This window comes from Acidimangrovimonas pyrenivorans, assembly GCF_042643245.1.
GTDB classification, from domain to species: Bacteria; Pseudomonadota; Alphaproteobacteria; order Rhodobacterales; family Rhodobacteraceae; genus Acidimangrovimonas; species Acidimangrovimonas pyrenivorans.
Map to the genome: position 1 here is coordinate 75,380 of NZ_JBHRSK010000018.1, position 18,189 is coordinate 93,568.

16 protein-coding genes are annotated in these 18,189 nt (G+C 70.6%); 7 read left to right on the plus strand and 9 right to left on the minus strand.

The annotated features are described in order from the left end of the window. Positions 1-11 precede the first annotated feature (11 nt). The 3 genes from ACFOES_RS19680 to rlmN all read left to right on the plus strand — a co-directional run bounded on the left by ACFOES_RS19680 (position 12) and on the right by rlmN (position 2,289). Positions 12-173: a hypothetical protein gene (locus ACFOES_RS19680; protein ID WP_377835174.1), complete on the plus strand. Its 162-nt coding sequence runs from the start codon at positions 12-14 to the stop codon at positions 171-173. Further along, entirely contained in the window at positions 170-706 is a 537-nt protein-coding gene (locus ACFOES_RS19685; RefSeq protein WP_377835176.1) for an invasion associated locus B family protein, read from the plus strand. Before ACFOES_RS19680 ends, ACFOES_RS19685 begins: the two co-directional genes overlap by 4 nt. 404 nt (positions 707-1,110) lie before the next feature. Further along, positions 1,111-2,289, plus strand: coding sequence for a 23S rRNA (adenine(2503)-C(2))-methyltransferase RlmN (gene rlmN / locus ACFOES_RS19690; protein WP_377835178.1), 1,179 nt, complete (start codon positions 1,111-1,113; stop codon positions 2,287-2,289). Between the two features lie 302 nt (positions 2,290-2,591). On the opposite strand, the gene ACFOES_RS19695 is transcribed toward rlmN, so the two are convergent. Both ACFOES_RS19695 and ACFOES_RS19700 read right to left on the minus strand, forming a co-directional pair. Then, the gene (locus ACFOES_RS19695) at positions 2,592-3,515 is read right to left on the minus strand and encodes an MBL fold metallo-hydrolase (RefSeq protein ID WP_377835180.1); all 924 of its coding nucleotides are present in this window, start codon (positions 3,513-3,515) and stop codon (positions 2,592-2,594) included. 7 nt (positions 3,516-3,522) lie between these two features. Continuing rightward, positions 3,523-4,149, minus strand: a complete 627-nt coding sequence (locus tag ACFOES_RS19700) for a hypothetical protein (protein ID WP_377835182.1) — start codon at positions 4,147-4,149, stop codon at positions 3,523-3,525. 54 nt (positions 4,150-4,203) lie between these two features. On the opposite strand from ACFOES_RS19700, the gene ACFOES_RS19705 reads away from it, so the two are divergent. Further along, a complete protein-coding gene (locus ACFOES_RS19705; RefSeq protein ID WP_377835183.1) occupies positions 4,204-4,752 on the plus strand; it encodes a Crp/Fnr family transcriptional regulator in 549 nt (182 codons plus the stop codon). A 107-nt stretch (positions 4,753-4,859) separates the two neighbouring features. Continuing rightward, positions 4,860-5,855 carry an ADP-glyceromanno-heptose 6-epimerase gene (rfaD, locus tag ACFOES_RS19710; protein WP_377835185.1) on the plus strand — a complete coding sequence of 332 codons (996 nt, stop codon included), beginning with the start codon at positions 4,860-4,862 and terminating at the stop codon, positions 5,853-5,855. Here the strand turns inward: rfaD and ACFOES_RS19715 are convergent, their stop codons facing one another. From ACFOES_RS19715 to ACFOES_RS19735, 5 genes are read right to left on the minus strand one after another with little or no spacing between them, the layout of a single operon-like run. Beyond that, positions 5,856-6,368 carry a D-glycero-alpha-D-manno-heptose-1,7-bisphosphate 7-phosphatase gene (locus ACFOES_RS19715; RefSeq protein ID WP_377835187.1) on the minus strand — a complete coding sequence of 171 codons (513 nt, stop codon included), beginning with the start codon at positions 6,366-6,368 and terminating at the stop codon, positions 5,856-5,858. Further along, complete coding sequence (locus ACFOES_RS19720; protein ID WP_377835189.1) at positions 6,365-7,468, minus strand: glycosyltransferase family 9 protein; 1,104 nt, start codon at positions 7,466-7,468, stop codon at positions 6,365-6,367. The genes ACFOES_RS19715 and ACFOES_RS19720 overlap by 4 nt, the downstream gene beginning before the upstream one ends. Before the next feature lies 1 nt (position 7,469). Further along, positions 7,470-8,912: a D-glycero-beta-D-manno-heptose 1-phosphate adenylyltransferase gene (gene rfaE2 / locus ACFOES_RS19725; protein ID WP_377835191.1), complete on the minus strand. Its 1,443-nt coding sequence runs from the start codon at positions 8,910-8,912 to the stop codon at positions 7,470-7,472. Next, a complete protein-coding gene (locus tag ACFOES_RS19730) occupies positions 8,909-10,078 on the minus strand; it encodes an AGE family epimerase/isomerase (protein WP_377835193.1) in 1,170 nt (389 codons plus the stop codon). Before ACFOES_RS19730 ends, rfaE2 begins: the two co-directional genes overlap by 4 nt. Continuing rightward, complete coding sequence (locus ACFOES_RS19735) at positions 10,075-11,325, minus strand: polysaccharide pyruvyl transferase family protein (protein ID WP_377835194.1); 1,251 nt, start codon at positions 11,323-11,325, stop codon at positions 10,075-10,077. The genes ACFOES_RS19730 and ACFOES_RS19735 overlap by 4 nt, the downstream gene beginning before the upstream one ends. A 175-nt stretch (positions 11,326-11,500) precedes the next feature. Here ACFOES_RS19735 and mnmH point away from each other — a divergent pair, with 175 nt between their 5' ends. After that, complete coding sequence (mnmH, locus tag ACFOES_RS19740) at positions 11,501-12,553, plus strand: tRNA 2-selenouridine(34) synthase MnmH (protein WP_377835196.1); 1,053 nt, start codon at positions 11,501-11,503, stop codon at positions 12,551-12,553. Between the two features lie 335 nt (positions 12,554-12,888). Next, positions 12,889-15,078 carry a selenide, water dikinase SelD gene (gene selD / locus ACFOES_RS19745; protein WP_377835198.1) on the plus strand — a complete coding sequence of 730 codons (2,190 nt, stop codon included), beginning with the start codon at positions 12,889-12,891 and terminating at the stop codon, positions 15,076-15,078. A gap of 139 nt (positions 15,079-15,217) precedes the next feature. Here the strand turns inward: selD and cueR are convergent, their stop codons facing one another. Together cueR and ACFOES_RS19755 are read right to left on the minus strand one after the other, a co-directional pair. Beyond that, positions 15,218-15,619 carry a Cu(I)-responsive transcriptional regulator gene (cueR, locus tag ACFOES_RS19750; protein WP_377835200.1) on the minus strand — a complete coding sequence of 134 codons (402 nt, stop codon included), beginning with the start codon at positions 15,617-15,619 and terminating at the stop codon, positions 15,218-15,220. A 13-nt stretch (positions 15,620-15,632) separates the two neighbouring features. Then, positions 15,633-18,086 (minus strand): heavy metal translocating P-type ATPase, encoded by a 2,454-nt coding sequence (locus ACFOES_RS19755; protein WP_377835202.1) that lies wholly within the window; start codon positions 18,084-18,086, stop codon positions 15,633-15,635. Between the last annotated feature and the right edge of the window lie 103 nt (positions 18,087-18,189).

Here is an 18,189-nt window from a genome sequence, read left to right on the forward strand (position 1 = left end):
CCCTCTCACGCATGCGCGATTTTCTGCCCACGGGGCTTTCAAAAATCGGCCATTTCAAGCTATCAATTGGATATCGAGTTGAAACGGCTCCTGCTACAGGAAAAGGTGCGCAGCATATGCGCCGGGTGGCGGGCATGAGAGGCAAAGGCAACTTAAGACAGTGGGCAAAATGACTTCATGGATGAAGCGCAGCCTGTGCGGCGCGGCGGTGGCACTGGCGGCGACGGGGGCGGTGACGAGCGTTCACGCCCAGGAATCGACGAACCGGGTGGCGACCAAGACCGACTGGAGCGTGTTCACCGAAGGCAATCCCAAGGAATGCTGGGGCGTGTCGGCACCGAAGAAGACGGTGATCACGCAGAACGGCAAGCCGGTGGCGGCGCAACGCGGCGATATCCTGCTGTTCGTCACCTTCCGTCCCGGCCAAGGCGACAAGGGCGAGGTCTCCTTCACCGGCGGCTATCCCTTTGCCAAGGGGTCGACCGTGACGCTGGAGATCGGCGACACGAAGTTCGACATGATCACCGAGGGCGAATGGGCCTGGCCGACCAAACCCGAGGATGACGGCAAGGTCATCGCGGCAATGAAGGCCGGCGCGTCGGCGGTGCTGACCGGGCATTCGAGCCGCGGCAAGACGACCAAGGACACCTTCTCGCTGCTGGGCTTCACCGCGGCGATGGACGACGCAGCCAAACGCTGCAACTGAACCCGCAAAAGGTGCGGTTCTCGCGTCCCGCGGCCCCGGGCCCGCGGGGCGTCTTGTTTTTCGGGGCGCCCGAGGCGGATATTGCGCGCTTGGCAAGACCTGCCGACCGCGGGACATAACGCAACAGAGGGCCCCGCCCTCCCCTGCGGGAGGGAGGGCGGGGCCCGGCGGCGCAGAGCGCCTTGATTCCGGGCCATGGCCTCCCTTGCCGAACGTCTGGCAATGTCTCGCAACCGAACAAGGTGCCCTCAGCGCCCGGCCTGCGCCCCCCTCGACCGCGCGCCGATCCGCATCGCCCCCTGCCCAGACCGCAACGCCCCTTCTCCACCCTCCCCTGTTCCGTTTGCCTTCCGCATGCCCTATATGAGACGCTTCCCTGTGCCGGAGACCGCCGGAGAGACCGCATGACCGCCACCGCGCCCATCACCCAGGACGTCGTCACCGTCCCCCGCAAGCTGCCCGAGAGCGGGCGGCTCAACCTGGTCGGCCTGACCCGGCCGCAGCTGCGCGAGGTGCTGATCGAGGCCGGCACGCCCGAGAAGCAGGCCAAGATGCGGGTCGGCCAGATCTGGCAGTGGGTCTACCACTGGGGCGTGCGCGACTTCGCCGCCATGACCAACCTGGCCAAGGATTACCGGGCAATGCTGGCCGAACGGTTCGAGATCGCCCTGCCCGAGCTGGTCAGCCGCCAGGTCAGCGCCGACGGCACCCGCAAGTACCTCGTCCGCATCGCCGGCGGCCACGAGGTCGAAACGGTCTACATCCCCGAGGAGGGGCGCGGCACCCTGTGCATCTCGTCCCAGGTCGGCTGCACCCTGACCTGCAGCTTCTGCCATACCGGCACCCAGAAGCTGGTGCGCAACCTGACGGCGGGCGAGATCGTCGGCCAGGTGATGCTCGCGCGCGACGACCTTGGCGAGTGGCCGCAACAGGGCGAGCCCAAGAACGAGACCCGGTTGGTCTCGAACGTCGTGCTGATGGGCATGGGCGAGCCGCTCTACAATTTCGACAACGTCCGCGACGCGATGAAGGTGGTGATGGATGGCGAGGGGCTGAGCCTGTCGCGCCGCCGCATCACGCTGTCGACCTCGGGCGTCGTGCCCGAGATCGCCCGGGCGGCGGAAGAGATCGGCTGCCTGCTGGCGGTCAGCTTCCACGCCACCACCGACGAGGTCCGAGACAAGCTGGTGCCGATCAACAAGCGCTGGAACATCGAGACGCTGCTGAACGCGCTGCGCGAATACCCGCGGCTGTCGAATTCCGAGCGCATCACCTTCGAATACGTCATGCTCAAGGACGTCAACGACAGCGACGAGGATGCCCGCCGGCTGGTCAAGCTGATCCGCGGCATCCCGGCCAAGATCAACCTGATTCCGTTCAACGAATGGCCCGGCGCCCCCTATCAGCGTTCGGACTGGGAGCGGATCGAGGCCTTCGCCGACATCGTTCACAAGGCCGGTTACGCCTCGCCGATCCGCACCCCGCGCGGCGAGGACATCATGGCCGCCTGCGGCCAGCTGAAATCGGCGACCGAACGCGCCCGCAAGAGCCGCGCCCAGATCGCCGCCGAGGCCGGTCTGTAACGCGGGTGGTTGTCCGTCTGACCTGCTTTGCGGGACGAAGCGGACACAGGAGCTAGGCACAACTCCGCCCGGTACGCGCGTGAAACGCGCAGGGCGAGCGCCTGCCCGTCCCGGCGGGCTGGCGCTTTGGCCACCCGCGCGAAACGCTCGAACTCAGGAGGGGTATGGCTGCCATAAAGCGCACCGTTCAACTGGTGCGAGCGCCATCCTACGGGCAGACGCTCGCCCTGCTCACGTTGTGCCGGACGGTCAATTCACAAAGGCGGCCAGGCACCAGCAATCCACCACAACCCTCCCCCCGCTCACTCCCATTCCATCTGCTCGAACACCGCCTGCGCGTTGCGCTTGGCGAGGGCGTCGAACTGGTCGAGGTGGCTGTAGGCGGACTGGTCGACGTCGACCGCGCCGATGATGTCGCCGCCGGCATCGATATGGGCCCGCATCTTCTCGCGCAGGTTCGCCAGGTAGTCGCGGGTATCGGCCCGCGCCGTCGCCAGGTCGGTCGCCGGGCCGTGGCCGGGCACCAGATGGGCCGGGTTCAGCGCCGCGACGGCATCGAAAGCGTCGAGCCAGCCGGCGCTGTCGGAGAAATCCATCACGCCCAGGATGCGGTGGACGAAGACGATATCGCCGGTGAACACCACCCGTTCCTTGGGCAGCCAGACGAAGCTGTCGCCCGGCGTATGGGCCGGGGCGGGATGGCGGATCTCGATCTCCCGGCCGCCGAGCGTCAGCGTGTAGCTGTCGTCGAAGGTGACATCGGCATAGGTCGGATCGGTGCCCTTCAGCCCGTCGCCGATCAGCTGCGCCAGCATAGTCAGCTGCATCGAACCGCGTTCCTTCTGGTCGGCCACCGCATCGGCCGAGGCGATGATCGTCGCCCCCTGCGCCTTCCAGTAGCCGTTGCCGAGCCAGCGGTGATCCTGCCCGCCGGTGTCGATGACGTATTTCACCGGCTGGTCGGTCAGCCCCCTGACCACCTCGGCCAAGGCCTTCGCCCCGGCGTAGCTGCCGCCGGGATCGACCAGCACGGCGCCGTCGGAAGTCTCGATCAGTCCGAAGGTGGCGTTGTTGCCCAGGTTCTGCGCGTCGCGCTGGACCATCGGCCCCTCGATCGCCCAGACGCCCGGCGCCACCTGCTGCGGCACCAGCCCCTCGGCCGCCACCGCCGCTGCCGCCGCCAGAGGCAGCAGGAGCGCCGCCAGGATCAGGAACAGTCTCTTCATTCGCCCCTCAATTGCCATGCGGGTTGCGGCCGGTCGCCAGCGCCAGGTGATGGGCCTGGTGATGCATCCCCACGGTCATCAGCCCGATATAGCCCAGCCCGCGGATCACCTGCGCGGCATCGCCCGCGCCGGTCGCCGTCAGCACCGCGCCACCGTCGCGCTTCTCGGCCACCAGATGCCAGCCGCGCACCCCGTCCATCACCCCGGCATGGGCCAGCGTCATCCGCTGGATCGAGCCGGCCACCGCCGGGTCGTCCGAGGTTACGGTGAAGCGCACACCGCCGTCGATGGGCTGCGCCGCGACACGGGCGCGCATGGTGACGTTGTCCATGTCGATCAGGTGCTGGCGCAGCGCCTCGATATTCACCCGGCTCCAGTCGGTCTCCGGATCGGCCAGCAGCACGCCCACGATCTCCTGGATCGCGGCGAAGGCCGCCTGCCCGCCCTGGGTCACGCCCGGCGGCATGCGGTCCATCGTTCCGGCCATGCTGCCGGAATGGGTCATCGTCATGCCCTGGGCCATGTGCTGGCCATGCTGCATCATGGCGTGGCCCCCCGTCGTCTGGGCCTGGTCCGCCAGCGCGGGCCCGGCAAGGCCGAGGCAGAGGACGGCGATCGCGGCTGTTTTCTTCATCGGTTCCTCCCGGTCTGTCCTCCTGCCCTGTGGCATGATCGCGCCCGGGCTCATATGATCGTGATCATGTCCGATCCCTTCGACACCCTGTTCCACGCCGCCGACCCCCGCAACTGCGCCCCGGGCGAACTGCTGTTCCACACCGGCGATCCGGTGACCCGCGTCTACCGGGTGCGGTCGGGTCGCGTCGCGCTGCGGCGGAACACCCCGGACGGCACCGAGCTGACGCTGCAGATCGCCGGGCCGGGAGAGGTTGCCGCCGAAGCCTCGGCCTACTCCGAGGCCTACCATTGCGACGCCGTCGCGCTGGAGCCGAGCGTGGTCGAGTGCCTGCCGCGCGACACCCTCCGCGCCGCCCTGCGTGAGAGCCCCGAACTGGCCGAGGCCTGGGCAAGACGGCTGACCCGCGCGGTGCAGGCGGCGCGGATGCGGGCCGAGATCCGCAGCCTGCGCACCGTCGCCGAGCGGCTTGACGTCTGGCTGGCCACGCGCGGCGCCCTGCCCGACAAGGGCCGCTGGCAGGAACTGGCGACGGAGCTCGGCGTCACGCGCGAGGCGCTGTATCGCGAGTTGGCGCGGCGGCGGGGCGGGCCGGCGGGATGACCGATGCAACAGGGCACGGCGAAGTGGCGCGCGGCGCGAGATAAGGCGTGAAACGCGACGCCATGACGGCTAAGCGGGACGCGGGACAAGTGTGGAGGACGGCAGGCATGGGCCAGAGCGACAAGGTTTATCTCGTCACCGGGGCCGGCGGTTTCATCGGCTCGAACGCGGCACTGTCGCTGGCGGCGGACGCTCACCGGGTGGTGCTGTGCGACGATTTCGGCCATGACGCGCGCTGGCTCAACGTCCGCGACGGCAGCTTCGAGGATATCGTCACCATCGCCGACCTGCCCGGCTGGGCCGCACGCAACGGCGAGCGGCTGGCCGGCGTCGTCCATATGGGCGCGATCTCGGCCACGACCGAGAGCGATGTCGACCTGATCGTCGCCCGCAACATCCGCTGCACGCTCGACCTGTGGCAGGTCTGCGCCCGCCACGACGTGCCCTTCGTCTACGCCTCCTCGGCCGCGACCTATGGCGACGGCTCCGCGGGCTTCGACGATGTCTCGACCGAGGCGGCGCTGGCCCGGCTCAAGCCGCTGAACGCCTATGGCTGGAGCAAGCATTTCACCGACCGCCGCCTGCTGCGCGACGTCGCCGAAGGCCGGCCGGCGCCCTCGGTCTGGGCCGGGCTCAAGTTCTTCAACGTCTACGGCCCGCGCGAGAGCCACAAGGGCTCGATGCGGTCGGTGATCCACCAGATCTGGCCCAGGGCGGCGCGGGGCGAGGCGGTGCAGCTGTTCAAGTCGGACCACCCGGATTACGCCGATGGCGGCCAATTGCGCGACTTCATCCATGTCGACGATTGCGTCACCTTCATCCGCCGGGCGCTGGCGCAGGACAGCCTGGGCGGCCTCTTCAACGTCGGCACCGGCCAGGCACGCAGCTTCAAGGCGCTGGCCAAGGCGACCTTCGCCGCCGTCGGCCAAGAGCCGAAGATCGACTATATCGACATGCCCGAAACCCTGCGCGGCAAGTACCAGTATTTCACCGAGGCCAGGACCGAGCGTGGCAAGGCGCTGGGGCTGGCGCCCAACTACCGCTCGCTCGAGGACGGGGTGAAGGACTACGTCGACTGGCTGCGGGCCAATCCCGAGTTCTGATCAGGTGAGTTCCGGCAATACCCGCGCGCGGGCGAAATCCCAGACGTTGACACCCTTGAACAGGAAGCCACGCGCGCCGGCAACCTGGGCGGCGATGATGTCGCGCTCGCCGTCGCCGATCAGGATCGAGGCGGCGAGGTCGAGCCCCATCTCCCGCGCCGCCCGCAGCAGCATCCCCGGCTTGGGCTTGCGGTCGGGGCTGTTGCGGTCGTAGGCGGCAACGGGGGCGCCCTTGAGGTAGGGACAGAAATAGACCGCGTCGAGCCGGGCGCCCTGCTGCGCCAGATCGGCCTGCAGGGCCGCGTGCAGGGCGTGCATCTGCTCCTCGCTGTAGTAGCCGCGGGCGATCCCGGACTGGTTGGTGACGACCACCACGGGCCAGTCCAAGCCGTTGAAATGGCGGATCAACTCGACGATGCCGGGGACGTATTCGAAATCCTCCCAGCGATGGACATAGCCGTGGTCGACATTGATCACGCCGTCGCGGTCGAGGAACAGGGCCGGACGGGTCATGCGCGCTCCTTCGGGTCGGCCAGCAGCGCCAGCGCCCGCTCCAGCACCGCCTCGGGCGTCAGCGTCGCCATGATCTCCATTTCCTGCGGATGGCTCTCGAAGCCGTAGGAGATGTAGCCGCCGGCCGGGTGCGGTGCGTCCATGCCGGTGGCGCGCGGCGAGACCGAGCCCCAGCGCGCCGCCCGGGTCGGGCCGTGCAGCCCGATCGAGCAGCCCTGCACCGCCGCCGACAGGTGCAGCACGCCGGTATCGACCGTCACCAGCAGCGGCACCGCCGCCAGCATCTCGGCCAGCCCGGCCAGCGAGACCTTGCCGCAGAGCGACACCGCCGCGGCCGGATCGTCCAGCCGCTCCATCACCCGTTGCACCGCCGGCTCGTCATTCGGCACGCCGGTGAAGCCGACGGTATAGCCCGCCGCCGCCAGCCCGTTGGCCAGCCTTACCCAGTGATCGTCGGGCCAGGCCTTGGCCGCCGCCCGGGCGCCGCCGGCCGAGACATGGCACAGGACCAGCCGGTCGAGCGGCCAGTCGGCCGGCAGTTGCGCCGGGTCGCGCTTGATCGCCATGCCGGTCTCGCCGCCGGTGCCCAGCGCCTTGGCCAGCGCGTCGAGATTCTCGATCTCGTGCCGCCGGGCGCTGTGCGGCACGGCAAGGTCGAACAGCTTGCCCCGGGCGCTGCCGGCCGGGTTGAAGCCGGCGCTCCACGGCGCCGAAAGCCGGGCGCACAACGCGGTGGAATAGGGCCAGGGCGTCAGGTCGACGATCATGTCGGCCTTCAGCGCCCGCAGCGCCGCCACCGCCTTGGCCGGGTTGGCGAAGCCGATCTGAACCGGCTCGACCGGCGTCGCCAGCATCTTGACGGCGGCCCCGTTCGACGGGCCGTGGCAGACGATCAGCCGGGCCTTCGGGAATTTCTCGTGCAGGGCAGCAATGCAGCCCGAGCCGATCAGCGTGTCGCCGATGGCGGTGGGCTGGATCAGGGCGATGCGGTGCGGATCGCCGGGCATCGGCCGGGAGCGGCGGACCAGCCCGGCGGCGCGGGCGATGACGCTGCCGATGGACTGGTCGAGCGTGCGGGTCAGATCGCTGGACCGCGCCATCTCAGCCCATGCCCCGCGACTTGTTGACGATATTGGTTGTCGAATAGCCCTCGACCAGGTCGAGCAGCTCGACATCGCCGCCATAGCCCTGCACCAGCTCGTGGCCGACCACCGTCTCGACGGTGTAGTCCGAGCCCTTGAAGATGACGTCGGGCTTCAGCGCCTCCATCAGCTTCAGCGGCGTATCGTCGTCGAACAGCAGCACCATGTCGACATCGCCGATCGCCGCGATCACGTCGGCCCGCGCGCCCTCGGGCTGGATCGGCCGCTCGGGGCCCTTGAGCCGGGCGACCGAGGCGTCGGTGTTCAGCGCCACGATCAGCTTGTCGCAGCGTTCGCGGGCCTTCTTCAGCAGGGTGACATGGCCGCGATGGATGATATCGAAGCAGCCGTTGGTGAAGCCGACCCGCAGCCCCTGGTGGCGCCAGTCCGTGCGGATCTGCTGCGCCGCGCTCAGCGTCGCCAGCTTGTTCTCCAGCACCATGCTGTCGGCGTTGTGGAGCATGGCCGAGATCAGTTCGGTCGCCTCGACCGAGGCGGTGCCGCTCTTGCCGACGACAATCCCGGCGGCGGCGTTGGCGGCGGTGGTCGCCAGCCGCAGCTCCGCCCCGCCGGCCAGGGCCAGCGCCATCGTCGCCGCCACCGTGTCGCCGGCGCCCGAGACGTCGCGCAGCTCGCGGTTGCGCGGCGGTTCGTGGTAGTGGCTGCCGTCGGGCGAAACCAGGGAGATGCCCTGCTCGGACCGGGTCAGCACGATCGGCCCGCCGAACTGCTCCAGCGCGCGGGGCATCGCCGCCTCGATATGGGCGTCGCTGTCGGCCGGCATCCCCGTCGCGCCGGAAAACTCCTTGCGGTTCGGCGTCAGCACGGTGCAGCCGCGGTAATCGGCGAAATTGGGCCTCTTGGGATCGGCGACGACCGGGATACCGACCTTTTGCGCCGCCGCCACCACCGCCGCGATCAGCCCCGGGGTGACGATGCCCTTGGAATAGTCGGAAATCACCATCGCGTCGCAGCTCGCCGCCGCCGCCTCGATGGCGGCGGTGATGCGGGCCTCGACGCCGTCGGGAATATCGAGGCTCTCGCGGTCGGCGCGCAGCAGGTGCTGGTCGCCGGCGATGAAGCGGTTCTTCTCGATCGTCGGGTAGCCGGGATCGGCGATCAGCAGGTTCTCGATCCGGCCGCTCTCGCCCAGGATCTCGCCCAGCCGCCGCGCCGCGTCGTCCTCGCCCACCAACCCGACCAGCAGCGCGACGCCGCCGAGGCTGGCGATGTTCTTGGCGACGTTGCCGGCGCCGCCGGGGTTCCAGCTGTCCTCCCTGATCCGCAGCACCAGCGTCGGCGCCTCGGGCGAGACGCGGTCGACGGCGCCGCGGACGAAATGGTCGAGCATGACATCGCCGACCACGAGAATGCGTTTACCCTGGAAATCATCAACGATCATGGCACGAGGTCCACTGGCTTGAAATCGTCGCCGAACAGTGCGGGCGCCACCCGGGTCAGCTCGGCATAGGCGAGGAAAAGGTGATAGAGCGTGCTGGCCGGGATCTTGTCAACGCAGGGCGCGCCGGTTGCGTCGACATGGTCGATCCAGGTACCCGGCGGCGCCGGGGCGAGGTAATGGTCCATCAGCGCGGTCAGCGCGGTGGCGATGGCGTCGAGGTCCGGAGCGCCGCTCTCCTCGCCACGCAGGGCGAGGGCCTTGAGCCGCTCGGTCTGCGGCCAGGAGCGGTGGCGGGCGCTGCGCTGCGTGCCGTCGCGGGCCAGTTCGTCATGGATCAGGCCGGTTTCCGTCAGCCCATGGGCCTCGGCGAAGGCGAACAGCCGCTCGGCCTCGGGCGCGGCGGCGCCGAAGCCCAGCCGCTCGGCCAACCCCAGCAGCCAGACCCATTCGTAATGGTGGCCGGGCTCGACGGTATCGCCGCGCGGGCCGGGCTCCGGCGTCCAGTCCATGGCGAAATACTCGCCCAGCGTGCCGGTCTCGGCGTCGAGCAGGTGGGCCGAGAAATGCCGCCGCAGCGCCTCGATCCGCCGGGCATTCGCGGGCGTGGAGGCCAGCGGGTAATGGGCCAGCAGCGCCTCGAGCAGGTGCATATGCGGGTTCTGCAGCGCCTCGCCGCGGTCGGGCAGGCGCGACAGGTAGCCGCGGCCGTCGGGGCGGGCGAAATCGGCGTCGATCTTGTCCAGCGTCCGCTGCGCCGCCTCCAGCGCCCGGGGATCGCCCGACGCGCGGTGCCACCAGGCCATGGCGAGAAGGACGAAGGCCTGGTCGTAGAGATCGAGCTCGGTATCCACGTGGCCACCACTCTCTCCCATCTTGACGACCCAACCGCCCTGCGGCCCCCAGCCGTGGCGCAGCAGGAACTCGGCCCCGTTGTTGGCCGCCGCCAATGCACCGGGCACACCCAGCAGATGGGCATGGGAGAAGACGTAGACCTGGCGGGCATGGACCCGGACCCGCTTGAAACCGGTGCGGCGCGGGGAGCCGTCCAGTTCCAGCGCCTCGACGAAGCCCTGCGCGCCATCGACCCCGGTCGAGGCCCAGAACGGCAGCGCCTCGTCCAGCATCCAGCGGGCGTAGCGGGTCAGGGCCGCGCGGGCGTCGCTCATCCCAGCGCCTCCCGCAGCACGGCATAGGCCTTGGCGACATCGACCCGCGCCTCGGCGATCACCTGCTGGCGCTCGGCCTCGGGGATGCCGGCCTCGCGGGTCTCGATCGCCCTGGCGACGCAATCGGCGGCTGAGGTGCTGGCGACGTCGAGCAGCCAGTCCCCGCGCCCGACCGACTGCATGAAGGCCGCCAGCTTGCGGTCCCAGGCCAGGCCGATGGCGGGCACGCCGTAGGAATAGGCGGCAATGATGGCGTGCATCCGGTAGGCGATCAGCAGGTCGCATTGCGAGATGTGGCCGCAGAGCTCCTGCGGGGTGCGCTGGCTGGCGAAGGAGATCACCTCGTCCCCGCCCAGCGCCCGCAACCCGGGTTCGAGCTGCGCGGCATAGGCCTTGTCCTCGGGGCTGCCATTGGTGAAGACCTGCACGCGGTAGCCCGCGTCGATCAGCCCGCGCGCGACGTCGAGATACCAGCGGTCGAGATAGCCCGCCTCGGGGGCGCTCTCGGCATGGTAGCGGATGGCGATATGGCTCATGATGCCGAGGCCCGCCACCGGGCGGGGACGGTCGGCGGGGCGGTCGAACGGGTAGAGCTCGGACGCCATCAGGCCGGGATCGCGCACCACCTGGGCGACATGGCCGGTCGCGGCCGAGAACATCTCGTCGAACAGCCGCTTGCTGTCGGCGTCGCGGACGAAGACCGCCTTCAGCTCGGGACGCGAGAAATGGGCCCGGCACAGGCGCAGCCCGGTCGCGCTCCACCCCGTCGCGGTGCCGCAGGCATAGATCACCGCCGGCACCTTGCGCCGGGCGCATTCGGCCAGCGCCAGCCCCAGCTTGGTCGGGAAATTGAGATCGAGATCCGAGATCAGGTTGCCGCCGCCGATCACCACCGCCTCGGCCCCCGCCATCTCGCGCGCGTAATGCGGCCGCCATTTCCGCGCCGCCTGCAACGCCAGCGGCACCCGCACCGCCAGCCGTCGCAAGGGCCCCGGCATCGCGTCCAGCGCCTTCATGATCGTGTCGCGGCCGAGCATCGCGTCGCCGTAGGCGGTGCGCGCCGCCAGGTCGATGGAACGGGTGTCGGAGGCCGCGCCGCAATCGATCAGCGCCGCCTCGAGGCATTCCGACAGCAGCCCGTCGCCCAGGTTGGGGCTGAACTTGACGTTGTAGCAGCGGATGCTGGGACCGGCGACCGCGACGGCAGAGGCGGCCGCACCCGGGTGCGAGGGGGAAAGCTGGGTCACTGGCGAATGGGCCTCCGAGGTGATTGCCGAGACGGCCGCCACGTTGCCTCCACCCTATGCACAAACCGCCAATCACTTCAATTTTCGCCCGTAATGCGCCCTGCCTCCGCCGCCGTGTGGTGTCGCGAGGCCACGTGCCCCTTCCCGCCGCATCCGGCCTGCGCTATGGGAGACCATGGCCATCACCCTGACCGCGCTTTCCGACCTCTCCGCCCTCGGCTTCGACGAGATCATCGACGTCCGCTCGCCCGCCGAATATGCCGAAGACCACCTGCCCGGCGCCATCAACCTGCCGGTGCTGGACAACGAGGAACGGGCCAGGGTCGGCACGATCTACAAGCAGGAAAGCCCGTTCAAGGCGCGCAAGATCGGTGCCGCGCTGGTGGCGCGCAACTCCGCCCGCCATATCGAGGAAACCCTGATCGACCGCGACGGCGGCTGGCGGCCGCTGGTCTATTGCTGGCGCGGCGGCCAGCGGTCGGGCTCCTTCGCGACGATCCTGAGCCAGATCGGCTGGCGCGTCGAGCTGGTCCAGGGCGGTTACAAGGCCTGGCGCAAGCTGGTGGTCGAGGCGCTCTACAACACGCCGGTCAAGGCGCCGGTCGTGGTGCTGGACGGCAATACCGGCACCGCCAAGACCGAGCTCTTGCAACTGATGGCGGCGCGTGGCGTCCAGATCGTCGATCTCGAGGGGCTGGCCAATCATCGCGGCTCTCTCTTCGGCCACATGGCCGGCGGCCAGCCGTCGCAGAAGGCCTTCGAGGGCCGGCTGGCGATGGCGCTGGACACGCTCGATCCGGCCCGGCCGGTGGTGATCGAAGCCGAATCGAGCCGGGTCGGCGACATCCGCCTGCCGTCCGAGCTGTGGAAGGCGATCTGCGCCGCCCCGCGCATCGCCGTCGCGGCGCCGCTGGCGGCGCGCGCCGCCTATCTCGCCCGCGCCTATGCCGACCTCACCGCAGACCGCGCCGAACTGGCCGCCGTGATCGACAAGCTGCGCCGGCTGCACGCGGCCGAGACAATCGAGCATTGGCACAAGCTGGCCGCCGAGGGCGCCTTCGAGGAGCTGGCCGGCGACCTGATGGCCCGCCATTACGACCCGCGCTACGAGAAGCAGCGCGCCCGGACCGCCGCCGAGGGCGCCCGCGTGATCGAGGCGCCGGACCTCAGCCCCGAGGCCCTGCCCGGCCTTGCCGACCGGATCACGGAAATGGTGGAAAAGGGCTGAGGCGGCGTCTCGTCGCCACACGGTCGCAGCCAGCACGACACAGGGCCGCGCCCTCCCTCGAGTGGGCGCCCGCGTGGCTCGTGGTCTGCGGTTTATCTCAAAGCCCCGAACGACTTCTTTACGGCGAGCCACATCGCCACGGCGCCCTCCCATGGGGGAGGGAGGGCGCGGCTCGGCGGGCTACGCCTCCGCTCCGGGCCGGGAGGTCGTCTCCCGCCCCCCCCCCGCGCGTGGTCCTCTTCCCACATTGCCCATGGCCGCCACCGCGACACCGCCCCCTCTCGCCTTCCCGCCCGCAACGCGCTAGCCAAGGACGACTCCGCTCCGAGGATACCATGCAGACCGCGCCCCTTCCGCTCACCCGCGACGTCGTCCTGATCGGCGGCGGCCATACCCATGCGCTGCTGCTGCGGCGCTGGGGGATGAAACCGCTGCCCGGGGTCCGGCTGACCGTCATCAACCCGCACCCGACAGCGCCCTATTCCGGCATGCTGCCCGGCCATATCGCCGGCCATTACGACCGCGCCGCGCTCGAGATCGACCTGGTCCAGCTTGCCCGCCATGCCGGGGCGCGGGTGATCCTCGGCCGGGCCGAGGGCATCGACCGGGCGGCGAAGACCGTGACCGTGCCCGGCCGGCCGCCGATCGCCTATGACCTCGCCTCGATCGATATCGGCATCACCACCGAGATGCCCGAGCTGGAGGGTTTCGCCGAAGCCGGAGCCCCGGCCAAGCCGATGGACGATTACGCCGCCCGCTGGGACGCCTATGTCGCCCGCACCGCCGCCGGCGAGGTGGCGCCGCAGGTCGTGGTGCTGGGCAGCGGCATCGCCGGGATCGAGCTGGCGCTGGCCTCGGCCCACCGGTTGCGCAAGGCCGGGGTGGCGCAGCCGCAGGTCACGGTGCTGGAACAGGCGGCCGAGGCCCTGCCCCATATCGGTGCCGGGGCGCGGCGGGCGCTGTTCGCCCATCTTGACCGCGCCGGCATCGCCCTGCTGACCGGGGCCGAGGCCGTCGCCGTCACGCCCGAGACGGTGCGGCTGGCCGACGGGCGCGCGTTACCGGCCAGCTTCACCCTCGGCGCCGCCGGGGCGCGGCCGCAGGGCTGGCTGGCCGGGACCGGGCTCGACCTGACCGAGGGCTACGTCAGCGTCGGCCCGACGCTGCAAAGCCTCACCGACCCGGCGATCTTCGCCGCCGGCGACTGTGCCCACCTGTCCCACGCGCCGCGGCCCAAGGCCGGGGTCTACGCGGTGCGCGAGGCGCCGGTGCTCTACGACAACCTGCGTGCCGCCCTGACCGGCGGGCGGCTGCGCCGCTACCGGCCCCAGCGCGACTACCTCAAGCTGGTCTCGACCGGCGGCAAGGGGGCGGTGGCCGACAAGTTCGGCCTGCGGCTCGACGGCGCGCTGCTGTGGCGCTGGAAGGACCGTATCGACCGCAAGTTCATGGAGAAGTTCCACGAATTGCCCGAGATGCCGCCGCCGAAGCTGCCGGCGCAACTGGCCGACGGCGTGCGCGAGGAACTGGCCGGCGGCAAGCCGCTCTGCGGCGGCTGCGGCGCCAAGGTCGGCGGCGACGCGCTGCGCCGGGCGCTGGCCGGGCTGGCGCCGCCCAGCCGGCCCGACACCCTGTCGGGGCCGGGCGACGATGCCGCCGTGCTGCGCCATGGCGACGGGGTGCAGGTGATCACCACCGACCACTTGCGCGCCTTCACCGAGGATCCGTGGCTGATGGCCAGGATCACCGCCACTCACGCGATGGGCGACATCTGGGCGATGGGGGCGGCGCCGCAGGCGGCGCTGGCGCAGATCACCCTGCCGCGGATGTCGCCCGAGCTGCAGGCCCGGACACTGGCCGAGATCATGGCGGGCGCGGCCGAGGTCTTCGGCCCGGCCGGGGCCGATCTGGTCGGCGGCCATACCTCGGTCGGCTCGGAGCTGACGCTGGGCTTCACCGTCACCGGGCTGGCCGACCGGGCCACGCCCAAGGGCGGGGCGCAGCCGGGCGATGCCCTGATCCTGACCAAGCCGATCGGCACCGGCACCGTGCTGGCGGCCGAGATGCAGCGCAAGGCGCCAGGCCGCGCCGTCGCCGCCTGCTTCGCCTCGATGACCCGGCCGCTCGGCCCCGCCGCCGCCCTGCTGGCGCCGGTCGCCCACGCGATGACCGACGTCACCGGCTTCGGCCTCGCCGGTCACCTGATGGAGATGCTCGACGCCGCCGGCCTCTCGGCCCGGCTGACGCTGGCCGAAATCCCGCTGCTGCCCGGTGCCGAGGCGCTGGCGGCGCAGGGCCACCGCTCGACCCTGTTCCCGGCCAATCGCAGCGTGGCGGCGCGGATGAGCCTGCCCGAGGGCCCCGCCGCCGACCTGCTGTTCGATCCGCAGACCGCCGGCGGGCTGCTGGCGGCGGTGCCCGGCGAGCATGTCGGGGAGGTTCTGGACGCGTTGAAGGCGCAGGGCGCGGACGCCGCCGTGATCGGCAGCATCGAGCCCGGACCGGCGTGGATCGAGGTGGGCTAGGAACTTGCCGGCCGCAATATTGCCTGAGGGCGCGCGGCCGCCCCACAGGCGGGCGGACGCGTGCCCGGCGCAAACGCCGGGCGGTTCCTTCTGACTGCAGCACGCGCGTCTCGGAACCGAGCCAATGGCCCCCCAGGCCTCAGTGACAGCGCCCCCCGCTCCCCGCCAGATCGGCGAGGATCGGGCAATCCGGGCGGTGGTCACCGGCGCAATGATCGACGAGATCGGCCAGCGTCGCCCGCATCTGCTGCAGCTCGTCGAGCTTGGCGTCGATCGCCTCCAGATGCTGCTGGGCGATCGCCTTGACGTCGGCCGAGGCCCGGGCGCGGTCCTCGTAGAGCGCCAGCAGCGCCCGGCATTCCTCGATCGAGAAGCCCAGGCCGCGGGCCCGGCCGAGGAAGGCGAGCTTGTGCAGGTGGCTGTCCGAGAAATCCCGGTAGCCGTTGGCACGGCGGTCGGGGTGGATCAGGCCGATCTCCTCGTAGTAGCGGATCGTCTTGGCGGGCAGGCCCGTGCGGCGGGCGACTTCGGCGATGTTCATGCGGCCCTCCCCGTCACGCGCTTTGCCACGGGCCGGCCTTGCGCAGCCGCAGGGCGTTGGTGACGACCAGCACCGAGGAGGCCGCCATCGCCCCCGCCGCCAGCATCGGCGACAGCATCGGCCCGCCGAACGGGGCGAGGATGCCGGCGGCGACCGGGATCAGCGCGATATTGTAGCCGAAGGCCCAGCCGAGGTTCTGGCGGATGTTGCGCATTGTCCTGCGCGACAGTTCGACCGCCTGGACGACGCCGGCGGGGTCGCCCGACATCAGCACCAGGTCGGCGGTCTCGATCGCGACGTCGGTGCCGGTGCCGATGGCAATGCCGGTATCGGCGGTGGCCAGCGCCGGGGCGTCGTTGATGCCGTCGCCGACGAAGGCGGTGGCGCCATGGTCGCGCATCAGCTCTTCGACGGCGGCAACCTTGCCCTCGGGCAGCACCTCGGCCACCACCGTGTCGATGCCCAGCGCGGTGCCGATATGCGCGGCGGTGGCCTTGTTGTCGCCGGTCACCATCGCCGTCTTCAGCCCGAGCCGGTGCAGCGCGGCGATGGTTTCCTTCGCGCCCGCCTTGATCGGGTCGGCCACGGCGATGGCGGCGGCGATGCGGCCGTCGATGGCGGCGAAGAGCGGGGTCTTGCCATCTTCCGCCAGCCCCGCCGCGGCGCCGGCCAGAGCGCCCAGTTCGATGCCCTCCTTCGCCATCAGCCGGGCGGCGCCAACCACGACCTTGCGGCCACCGACGATGCCGGCGACACCATGGCCGGCGGTGACGGTGAACTCCTCGACCGGCGCCGGTTCAATGCCCTCCTCCTCGGCCGCCGCCAGCAGGGCGCGCGCCACCGGGTGTTCGGATTTCGCCTCGACGGCGGCGACGGCCCCCAGCACGTCGGCGTGGCCGAAGCCCTCGGCCAGTTCGAGGTCGGTCAGGCGCGGATGGCCCTCGGTCAGCGTCCCGGTCTTGTCGAAGGCGATGACCTGCGCCCCTTCCAGCCGCTGCAGCGCCTCGCCCTTGCGGAACAAGAGCCCGAGCTCGGCGCCGCGCCCCGTCCCGACCATGATCGAGGTCGGGGTGGCAAGGCCCATGGCGCAGGGGCAGGCGATGATCAGCACCGAGACGCCGGCGACCAGCGCGTGGCTCAGCGCCGGCGACGGGCCGAAGATCAGCCAGATGAGAACCGTCAGTGCGGCCACCGTCATCACCGCGGGGACGAACCACATCGTCACCTTGTCGACCAGCGCCTGGATCGGCAGCTTGCCGCCCTGCGCGTCCGAAACCATGCGGATGATCCGCGCCAGCGTCGCGTCCTCGCCCAGCCGCGTGACCCGGAACGACAGCGCCCCGGCGCCGTTGACCGTGCCGCCGATGACCTCGTCGCCGGGACCCGCCTCGACCGGCTCGGGCTCGCCGGTCAGCATCGAGCGGTCGATCCACGACCGGCCCTCGACCACCTCGCCATCGGCCGCCACCCGTTCGCCGGGGCGCAGCTCGATGACGTCGCCGGTCCGCAGCTCGGCGATCGGCAGGTCGATGGTCTGGCCCTGGCGGATCACCCGGGCGGTGTCGGGCTGCAACCCGACCAGCCGGGCGATGGCCTCGCCGGCCCGGCCCTTGGCCTTGGCCTCGAGCATCCGGCCGAGCAGGATCAGGGTGCAGATCACCGCCGCCGCTTCGAAATAGACCGCGGCCGCGCCTTCGGGCAGCAGGCCGGGGGCGAAGGTCGCCACCGTCGAATAGGCCCAGGCGGCACTGGCCCCGAGCGCGACCAGGGAGTTCATGTCGGGCGCGCCGCGGAAGAGCATCGGGAAGCCGTGCGACAGGAAGCGGCGGCCGGGGCCCATCAGCAGCACCGTGGTGAAGACGAACTGGATCATCCAGCTGACCTGCATGCCGATCGTGTCCTCGATCAGGCTGCGGATGCCGGGCACGAAATGGGCGCCCATCGCCAGCACGAAGACCGGGGCGGTCAGGTCCACCGACAGCCAGAGCGCCTTGCGCAGCTCCTCGATCTCCTCCTCGCGCCGGGCGGCGCCGGTGTCCGGCGCGCCGGAGCTCTCGGGCGTGGCCGCGTAGCCCGCCTTGGTCACCACCTGCGCCAGTTCCGACGGGGTGACGGCACCGGCATAGTGATGGACGACGGCGCTGCCGGTGGCGAGGTTGACCTCGGCCCCGGTAACGCCGGGATAGGCCTTCAGCGCCTTCTCGACCCGGCCGACACAAGAGGCGCAGCTTATGCCCTCGACCTTGAGCCGGGTATCGGCGGTCTCGACCTCGTATCCCGCCTTGGCGACCGCCTCGGCGACGGCGGCGGCATCGGTGCCGTCGCCAAGATCGGCGCGCAGGGTCTTCATGGCGAGGTTGACGTTGGCCGCCTCGACGCCCGGCAGGGCGCAGACGGCGCGTTCGACGCGGCCGGCGCAGGAGGCGCAGCTCATGCCGCCGACCTGGAGAGTGGTGCTCTGGCTCATGCGATTCGTCCAATGTTTCATGGCCCCGGAGGACCGGATTGGACTCGAGATACTCATTCCAGTCGCTGGAAGGTCAAGGGGCATCGCGCCCCTTTGCCAACGC

Coding starts and splice junctions, on each gene's coding strand:
- ACFOES_RS19680 (WP_377835174.1), top strand. CDS start 12: ATGCGCGATTTTCTGCCCACGGGGCTTTCAAAAATCGGCCATTTCAAG.
- ACFOES_RS19685 (WP_377835176.1), top strand. CDS start 170: ATGACTTCATGGATGAAGCGCAGCCTGTGCGGCGCGGCGGTGGCACTG.
- rlmN (WP_377835178.1), top strand. CDS start 1,111: ATGACCGCCACCGCGCCCATCACCCAGGACGTCGTCACCGTCCCCCGC.
- ACFOES_RS19695 (WP_377835180.1), bottom strand. CDS start 3,515: ATGAAGAGACTGTTCCTGATCCTGGCGGCGCTCCTGCTGCCTCTGGCG.
- ACFOES_RS19700 (WP_377835182.1), bottom strand. CDS start 4,149: ATGAAGAAAACAGCCGCGATCGCCGTCCTCTGCCTCGGCCTTGCCGGG.
- ACFOES_RS19705 (WP_377835183.1), top strand. CDS start 4,204: ATGATCGTGATCATGTCCGATCCCTTCGACACCCTGTTCCACGCCGCC.
- rfaD (WP_377835185.1), top strand. CDS start 4,860: ATGGGCCAGAGCGACAAGGTTTATCTCGTCACCGGGGCCGGCGGTTTC.
- ACFOES_RS19715 (WP_377835187.1), bottom strand. CDS start 6,368: ATGACCCGTCCGGCCCTGTTCCTCGACCGCGACGGCGTGATCAATGTC.
- ACFOES_RS19720 (WP_377835189.1), bottom strand. CDS start 7,468: ATGGCGCGGTCCAGCGATCTGACCCGCACGCTCGACCAGTCCATCGGC.
- rfaE2 (WP_377835191.1), bottom strand. CDS start 8,912: ATGATCGTTGATGATTTCCAGGGTAAACGCATTCTCGTGGTCGGCGAT.
- ACFOES_RS19730 (WP_377835193.1), bottom strand. CDS start 10,078: ATGAGCGACGCCCGCGCGGCCCTGACCCGCTACGCCCGCTGGATGCTG.
- mnmH (WP_377835196.1), top strand. CDS start 11,501: ATGGCCATCACCCTGACCGCGCTTTCCGACCTCTCCGCCCTCGGCTTC.
- selD (WP_377835198.1), top strand. CDS start 12,889: ATGCAGACCGCGCCCCTTCCGCTCACCCGCGACGTCGTCCTGATCGGC.
- cueR (WP_377835200.1), bottom strand. CDS start 15,619: ATGAACATCGCCGAAGTCGCCCGCCGCACGGGCCTGCCCGCCAAGACG.
- ACFOES_RS19755 (WP_377835202.1), bottom strand. CDS start 18,086: ATGAGCCAGAGCACCACTCTCCAGGTCGGCGGCATGAGCTGCGCCTCC.